The sequence below is a fragment of the Selenomonas sp. genome, assembly GCF_052169755.1.
Taxonomy (GTDB): domain Bacteria; phylum Bacillota; class Negativicutes; order Selenomonadales; family Selenomonadaceae; genus Selenomonas.
This window is the reverse complement of sequence record NZ_JBQNBV010000105.1, coordinates 1-7,184: the sequence shown is the minus strand read 5'-3', so window position 1 is coordinate 7,184 and position 7,184 is coordinate 1. Positions and strand designations below refer to the sequence as shown.

Annotated in this window: 7 protein-coding genes and 1 pseudogene; 6 read left to right on the top strand and 2 right to left on the bottom strand. The window is 55.2% G+C overall.

The features are described from left to right. Positions 1-97 precede the first annotated feature (97 nt). The 6 genes from ACTTKG_RS07920 to ACTTKG_RS07895 all read left to right on the top strand — a co-directional run bounded on the left by ACTTKG_RS07920 (position 98) and on the right by ACTTKG_RS07895 (position 6,409). A complete protein-coding gene (locus tag ACTTKG_RS07920) occupies positions 98-1,348 on the top strand; it encodes an NCS2 family permease (protein WP_442673680.1) in 1,251 nt (416 codons plus the stop codon). A gap of 18 nt (positions 1,349-1,366) precedes the next feature. Next, positions 1,367-2,170 (top strand): glucosaminidase domain-containing protein, encoded by an 804-nt coding sequence (locus ACTTKG_RS07915; RefSeq protein ID WP_442673679.1) that lies wholly within the window; start codon positions 1,367-1,369, stop codon positions 2,168-2,170. Between the two features lie 81 nt (positions 2,171-2,251). After that, positions 2,252-3,877, top strand: coding sequence for an ABC-F family ATP-binding cassette domain-containing protein (locus ACTTKG_RS07910; protein WP_442673678.1), 1,626 nt, complete (start codon positions 2,252-2,254; stop codon positions 3,875-3,877). A 36-nt stretch (positions 3,878-3,913) separates the two neighbouring features. Further along, a complete protein-coding gene (locus ACTTKG_RS07905; RefSeq protein ID WP_442673677.1) occupies positions 3,914-5,521 on the top strand; it encodes an ABC1 kinase family protein in 1,608 nt (535 codons plus the stop codon). 68 nt (positions 5,522-5,589) lie between these two features. Then, on the top strand, positions 5,590-5,955 hold the full coding sequence (gene aroH / locus ACTTKG_RS07900; RefSeq protein WP_442673676.1) for a chorismate mutase: 366 nt from the start codon (positions 5,590-5,592) through the stop codon (positions 5,953-5,955). Between the two features lie 55 nt (positions 5,956-6,010). Continuing rightward, positions 6,011-6,409 carry a RidA family protein gene (locus ACTTKG_RS07895; protein WP_442673675.1) on the top strand — a complete coding sequence of 133 codons (399 nt, stop codon included), beginning with the start codon at positions 6,011-6,013 and terminating at the stop codon, positions 6,407-6,409. Positions 6,410-6,516: 107 nt separating this feature from the next. On the opposite strand, the gene rpmB is transcribed toward ACTTKG_RS07895, so the two are convergent. Beyond that, positions 6,517-6,708, bottom strand: coding sequence for a 50S ribosomal protein L28 (gene rpmB / locus ACTTKG_RS07890; RefSeq protein ID WP_442673674.1), 192 nt, complete (start codon positions 6,706-6,708; stop codon positions 6,517-6,519). A 148-nt stretch (positions 6,709-6,856) separates the two neighbouring features. After that, positions 6,857-7,184 (bottom strand): annotated as a pseudogene (locus tag ACTTKG_RS07885) (fructose bisphosphate aldolase); the annotation flags it as partial.

The window sequence follows — 7,184 nt, the reverse complement described above, 5'->3', positions numbered from 1 at the left end:
GGCTTGACCTCTTGGAGTTTCATGGTAAAATATAAAATAGGTTGTTTTGGTGAGGGGAGGATGGGCTGAGATTTTTTCTTTTCCTTTAGGGGAGAATATGCGCGGTTCATGGCGGCGGGAGTTTTTGGGCGGCGCTCTTACGGCGCTTTCGCTCCTTGTTTCTTGTGCCGTTGTGCCTGCGCTTTGGGCGAAGGCGGGAGCGCCCTTTGTCGGGGCTTATGCGGCGGCGCTCATCTCTGCGTTTTTGGCGACGTTTTTCTTGGGGCTTTGGGCGCGTCAGCCGCTTGCGGCAGCGCCGGCGCTCGGCGTCAATGTCTGGCTCGTCTATGGCGTCGTCTATCCTCTGGGGGTGTCGTGGCAGGCGGCTTTGGCGGTTTCTTTCACCGCTTCGCTTCTTTTTTTGCTGACGGCGCTCACGCCGCTTCGCCGCATTCTTGCAGGTGCGGTGCCGGATGTGATCGTGCAGGCAGTGCGCGGCGGCATGGGACTGCTCGTCGTGTTCATGGGGCTTCAGATGGGAAAGCTTGTTGTCGGTTCGCCGCTTGCGGTGACGATGCTCGGGAACCTTTCTGAGCCGATGGCTTTTGTAGCGCTTGCAGGTCTTGCCGTATCGCTCGCGCTTTGGGCGATGGGGGTTCATGCGGCGGCGTTCTGGGGTGCTTTTGCGGCGGCGGCGCTGGCTCTTTTTGAAGGATTTCTCGTCGTGCCGGATGCGCCGTTCCTGCTGCCTGAGGGGCTTGACCGAGTGTCTCTGGCGCTCGACTTCGCGCACGTTTGGGAGCTTTCGGGCGTCGTTTTGGCGCTTTGGCTCGTTCTCTTCTTTGATACGCTTGGTGTTTTTGCTGCGTTGGGGGAGCGGGGGGAGCCATGCAGCCTTGCAGAAAAGCGTACGTTTGCTGTGCTTGCTGCAGGCAATGCTGCAGCGGCTCTTTTCGGTGCGGGTCCTCTCGCTTTGGCAAAGGAGTCGGCGGCGGCGCGCGCCGTCGGTGCGCGTACGCCTCTTGCGGCATGTGCAGCGGCGCTCTGTTTACTTTTCGTGCTTTTCGTGGAGCCTGTGGCGGCGGCTGTTCTTGATTTTTCGGCTATTCTCGCACCGCTCCTCGTGTTTTCCGGCTGCCTGCTGCTCAAGGGGCTGCGGCTCGATTGGCGTGAGCCGTCGGAGCACGCATCCTTCTTCGCCGTGCTTCTCATAACGCCGCTTTCGTTCAGTCTTTCGACGGGCTTGGGTGCAGGTCTGATTCTCTATGTTTTCTTGGAGGTCTTTTCGGGACGAGGGAAGAAGGTTCATCCGGTCTTGTTTTTCTTGGCGGGGTGTTTCTCGCTGTATTTTGCGTATGGCACGCCATGATTTCTAGGGGGAATTTCATTGAGTTTCAAAAGGTCTTTTCGAGGCAGAGCCGTTTTGACGGCATTCGTGCTCGGGGCATTTGCTTTTTCGCTTCCATCGGCGGCGGACGCCAAGCGTCTGCATGATCCGCAGGTGGAAACGAAAGTGGAAATGCGCCAGGGCGTCGAGCAGGGAACGTCGAAGGAGATGCCGGTGCATGTACAGGACGCGCAGGAACAGCAGCCGCTTTCCGAGCGGATTCAGCGCATCCTGAATCCGCCTGCGCCGAAGAAGCCGGCGGATCGTCTGCCGAGCGAGTATACGGCAGCGCCGCGTACGGCGGATGCTATCCTAGGCACGGCGATGGCGACGCAAAGACAATGTGTGGAGTATCTTCTGAGCAATAATCCGCATCCGAACATTTCCGTTTCGCCGGAAGTGCTTGTCTCGTATTATTATAAGGAAGGTGCGCGTGAGGGCGTGCGCCCGGATGTGGCTTTTGCACAGGCGCTGAAGGAGACGGGCTTCTTCCGTTACGGCGGTACGGTCACGCCCGATCAGAACAACTACTGCGGCTTGGGCACGACAAGTGCGACGGTCAAGGGCGCCTATTTCGCCTCGTCGGAGCTTGGCGTGCGTGCGCATATCCAGCACCTTTTGGCGTATGCTTCGACGCGTCGTCCGACGTCGCCGCTCGTCGATCCGCGCTATGATCTCGTCCGTTCGACGTATGGCGCACGCACGCTTGACACGTGGACGGATCTCAACGGACGTTGGGCCGTCCCCGGGCATACATACGGGCAGAGTATCCTGCAGCTTTTCCGTGACATCCTGCGTCAATGAGACCATTTCTTGATGCAGATGAAAACATGACAGAGCCGCAGGAGAAGAAATACAGCATGAGAAGGTTGAGGATCAGATTTTATGATTAGTACAAGCGGATTGACGCTGCAGTTTGGCAAGCGCGTCTTGTTCAAGGATGTAAGCATCAAGTTCACGCCGGGAAATTGTTACGGCGTCATCGGCGCGAACGGCGCGGGCAAGTCGACGTTTCTGCGCGTCCTTGCGGGCGACATTGAGCCGTCGAAAGGCTCGGTAGACATCACGCCGGGTGAGCGTCTCGCCGTGCTCAAGCAGGATCACTATGCGTTCGACGACGTTGAGGTGCTGCGTACGGTCATGCTCGGGCATGAACGTCTCGTCGCGATCATGGACGAGAAGGACGCGCTTTATCAAAAAGAAGATTTTTCTGATGCCGATGGGATGCGTGCTTCGGAGCTGGAAGCAGAGTTTGCCGATATGAATGGCTGGGATGCGGAGCCGGAAGCGGAACGCCTGTTGAATGGTCTCGGCATTGAGCCGTCGAAGCATCACAAGAAGATGGCGGATCTCACGGATAAGGAAAAGGTGCGCGTCCTTTTGGCGCAGGCTCTTTTTGGCAATCCTGATATTCTGCTTCTGGATGAGCCGACGAACCATCTTGATATCGATTCGATCAACTGGCTTGAAGCGTTCCTCGACGATTTCCCCAATACGGTCATTGTCGTTTCGCATGATCGCCACTTCCTGAATCAGGTCTGCACATATATCGCCGATGTGGATTTCGGTGCGATTCAGATCTATGCGGGCAACTATGATTTCTGGCTCAAGTCAAGCCAGCTCGCCTTGCAGATGGCGAAGGATCAGAATAAGAAGAAAGAGGAGAAGATCAAGGAGCTGCAGACGTTCATTCAGCGTTTCAGCGCCAATGCTTCGAAATCGAAACAGGCGACTTCGCGCAAAAAGCTGCTCGAAAAAATCACGCTCGATGACATTCGTCCGTCCTCGCGCCGCTATCCCTACATCGCCTTTACGCCCGACCGTGAGGCGGGCGACCAGCTGCTGCAGGTCAGCGGTCTGACAAAGACGATCGACGGGGAGAAGGTGCTGAACAATGTGAGTTTCACGCTCAAGAAGGGCGATAAGGTCGCTTTTGTCGGACCGAATTCCGTGGGAAAGACGGCGCTCTTTGAAATCCTCATGGGCAATATGGAAGCGGATTCCGGCACGTTCAAATGGGGCGTGACGACGACGCAGGCATATCTGCCGAAGGACAACAACGCCTTCTTTGATGACGTCGACTTGAACCTCGTCGATTGGCTGCGTCAGTATTCGCGCGATCCCGATGAATCGTTTGTGCGCGGCTTTTTGGGGCGTATGCTCTTTTCCGGCGAGGAGAGCCAGAAGAAAGCAAAGGTGATTTCGGGCGGCGAGCGCGTGCGCTGTATGCTTTCACGCATGATGCTTTCGGGCGCGAATGTGCTGCTCTTGGATGAGCCGACGAATCATCTGGATTTGGAGTCCATCACAGCGCTGAACGACGGCTTGATTGCGTTTTCGGGCACGGAGCTTTTTGTCTCGCACGACCATGAGTTCATCCAGACGATTGCGAATCGCATCATCGACATCACGCCCGAGGGCGTCGTTGACCGCGTGACGACATACGATGAATTCTTGGAAAACGAGACCGTGCGTCAGCAGTTGGACGAAAAGTACGGCAGGAAGGGCTGATGGTGAAATTTTCCTTCTAGGGCAGGAGGGGATGCGATGTTCGCACAGGCTTTTCGCGAAGCGGTGAGCCAAGAGGATAAGGGATCGGCGAAGCGTCTGCGCGAGATGGTCAACGTCCTGCGTACGCGCGATATCGTGCGCGGCATAACGCCTGAGAAGCTGCGCCTGATTCTTGAGGATCTCGGTCCGACCTTCGTGAAGCTCGGGCAGATCATGAGTATGCGTCCGGATTTTCTGCCGCAGGAGTATTGTGACGAACTCATGAAGCTGCAGACGGAGGCGAATCCGCTGCCTTTTTCTGTCATTGAGGAAGTCATTGAGCAGGAGTACCAGCGCCGTTGGACGCGTATTTTCCGCTCTATGGACGAGGAGGCGCTTGGCTCGGCGTCTATCGCGCAGGTGCATCGCGCCGTGCTGCTTGACGGTGAGAAGGTCGTCGTCAAGGTGCAGCGTCCCGGCGTGCATGATGTCATGAGCAAGGATATCGTGCTGTTGAAGCGTGCGGCGGGCATCTTAAAGATTTTGGGGCCCGTGCAGGATGTTGTGGATTTCAGTATGGTGCTTGACGAGCTTTGGGCGATTGCCAAGCAGGAAATGGATTTCGTCATGGAGGCGAACCATATCGAGGAGTTTCGCCATGCGAATATGGATGCGGACTTCGTGAGCTGCCCGAAGGTCTATCGTCATTTGACGACGCCGCATGTGCTCGTCATGGAGTTTATAGACGGCATACAGGTCGATGACGCCGCAGAGCTTAAGGCGGCAGGCGTCGATATGCGCCGCATCGGCGAACGGCTCGGTGAAAATTATGTCAAGCAGATCGTAGAGGACGGCTACTTTCACGCCGATCCGCATCCGGGGAATATATGGGTGCGCAGCGGTAAGATTGTCTGGCTCGATCTCGGCATGATGGGGCGTCTTTCGAACAAAGACCGCACGGCGATTCGCAAGGCGGTCTTTGCCTTGGCGCAGCACGACGTCTTTGAGATGAAGGCGGCTGTTCTCTCGCTTGGCGTGCCGCAGGAGCGCATTGATCATGCACTCTTATATCAGGATATCGACGCGCTCATGGCGCAGTATGGCGATCTCGATTTTCGCTCACTGAAGATGGGCGTGCTCTCGCGCCAGATCATGAATGTGCTGCGCGCTCATCACATCGCGATTGCGCCGGGCATCAGCATGTTCTGCCGCGGCGTCATGACGATCGAGGGCGTCATGCGCATGATTTGCCCTGAGGTCAGCTTCGTTGAGATTTTTGCACGCAGTATGGAGCTGAACTTTACGAAGGACTTTGACTGGCGTGCGGAAGCCGCCAGGGCAAAGCGCGAGGGGTATATCCTCATGCGAAAGTCTTTGCAGCTGCCCGAGCAGATTTCAGATATTCTGAAGATGACGCTGAGCGGACAGACGAAGGTCAATCTTGATCTGACGGGTGCGGATGAGCCGCTTGTGAGGCTCAACAAGATGATCAACAAGCTCATCATTGCGCTTTTGAGCGCGGCGCTTCTCCTCGGCTCAAGCACGATATGTACGACGCAGATGACGCCGAAGATCATGGAGATTCCTTTTTTGGGCGTCTTGGGGTACTTGGCAGCCATCGTGCTCTCGTTTCGTTTGCTGTGGAGCATATTGCGCGGGCATTGAAGGGATGTATGGAAACGCACAGGATGCGCGTTTCTTTGGGATTCAGAGGTAGGATAGGAGGGTTTCCCATGCGTGGAATCAGGGGTGCGATCACGGTAGAAAAGGATACGAAAGACGATATATTTCAAGCGGTAAAGCTTATGGTTATGGGGATGTGCCGCACGAATAAGATTGCGCCGGCAGATATCGGTGCGGTGATTTTTTCGATAACACCCGATCTCAAGGCGGCTTTTCCGGCGGCGGGCGCAAGGTTTTTGAAGGGATTCGATACGGTGCCGCTTTTCGATACGCTTGAGCCGGACATCGAGAACGCTTTGCCGCGCTGCATACGCGCACTTTTGCTCGTCGATACGGACAAGCCGCAGAGCGAGATTCGTCATATCTATCTGGGCGGCGCCATTGCACTGCGTCCTGATCTGCAAGTGGAGGAGTGAGGCGCGGTATGTGCTTGCGCTGGTTTGAGAAGAAAAAGAGGGGAGTGTTTGTACAATGAAAAAGAAAATTGTCACGGATCGTGCGCCGAAAGCAATCGGTCCATATTCGCAGGGAATCCGTACTTCGGGCGGCTTCATCTTCGCCTCAGGGCAGATTCCGCTCGATCCCGCGACGGGCGAGCTTGTCGCGGGCGGTATTGCCGAGCAGACAGAGCGCGTGCTTGAAAATCTCAAGGCGGTTCTTGAAGCGGATGAATGCTCGCTGGAGGATGTCATAAAAACGACGGTTTATCTGAAAAATATCGAGGATTTCGCGGCGATGAATACGGTGTATGCAAAGTATTTCACTTCCTGCCCGCCGGCTCGTGTCTGCGTCGAAGTGGCAAGGTTGCCGAAGGATGCCTTGATTGAAATTGACTGCGTCGCTTCGGAAGGGCAGAATTTTTCTTATTGAATCGTATCTGCATAAGGATTTGCTGATATCATAAAACAAGCCGTTGAATCTTTCGATTCAGCGGCTTGTTTTATGATATATCAGTTCTGATTCTGTGCACGAATAAATCAGATGGCGCGTTCCACTTTGCCGGAACGCAGGCAGCGCGTGCAGACGTTGACATGCTTCGTCTCACCATCGACGATCGCACGTACACGCTGAATATTCGGCTTCCACTTGCGCTTCGTTTTCAGATGCGAATGGCTGACATTCATGCCGGACATTTCGCCCTTTGCACAGATTTCGCAAACACTTGCCATAGGGTACACCTCCTTCGCGGCGCAGTAAATATTGCGCCATAGACAACAAAAGCATTTTATCACAAAGTACGGGGAAACGCAAGATGTAAATACAATATCTCGCATCTTGCGTTTCCCCGGGCGTGCATTTGTCTGGCTTATTTGCTGTTTAGGTGATGGAGGCTTTGTAGATGCCGTCGATGGCAGTCTTTAGAGTCTTGTCGAATTCGGCGTCGCTTTGTCCGGCGCGCAGATCTTGAGCGAGTGCGCGTGAGAAGCTGGCGATGAGACCGCGATTCTTGGCAAGTTTTTCGTTGGCTTCATTCTGCGGATAGCCGCCGCTCAGAGCGACGATGCGCACGACGTGAGGATCCTTCATGAGTTCTTCATAGAGGTTTTCCTTTGTCGGGATTGTGACCTTGAGCATGATTTTGTCATCGGCAGGGAGCTTTGCCACATGCGCTTTGATCTCTTCGAGCATGATGGCTTCCGCTTCG

Coding starts and splice junctions, on each gene's coding strand:
- ACTTKG_RS07920 (WP_442673680.1), top strand. CDS start 98: ATGCGCGGTTCATGGCGGCGGGAGTTTTTGGGCGGCGCTCTTACGGCG.
- ACTTKG_RS07910 (WP_442673678.1), top strand. CDS start 2,252: ATGATTAGTACAAGCGGATTGACGCTGCAGTTTGGCAAGCGCGTCTTG.
- ACTTKG_RS07905 (WP_442673677.1), top strand. CDS start 3,914: ATGTTCGCACAGGCTTTTCGCGAAGCGGTGAGCCAAGAGGATAAGGGA.
- aroH (WP_442673676.1), top strand. CDS start 5,590: ATGCGTGGAATCAGGGGTGCGATCACGGTAGAAAAGGATACGAAAGAC.
- ACTTKG_RS07895 (WP_442673675.1), top strand. CDS start 6,011: ATGAAAAAGAAAATTGTCACGGATCGTGCGCCGAAAGCAATCGGTCCA.
- rpmB (WP_442673674.1), bottom strand. CDS start 6,708: ATGGCAAGTGTTTGCGAAATCTGTGCAAAGGGCGAAATGTCCGGCATG.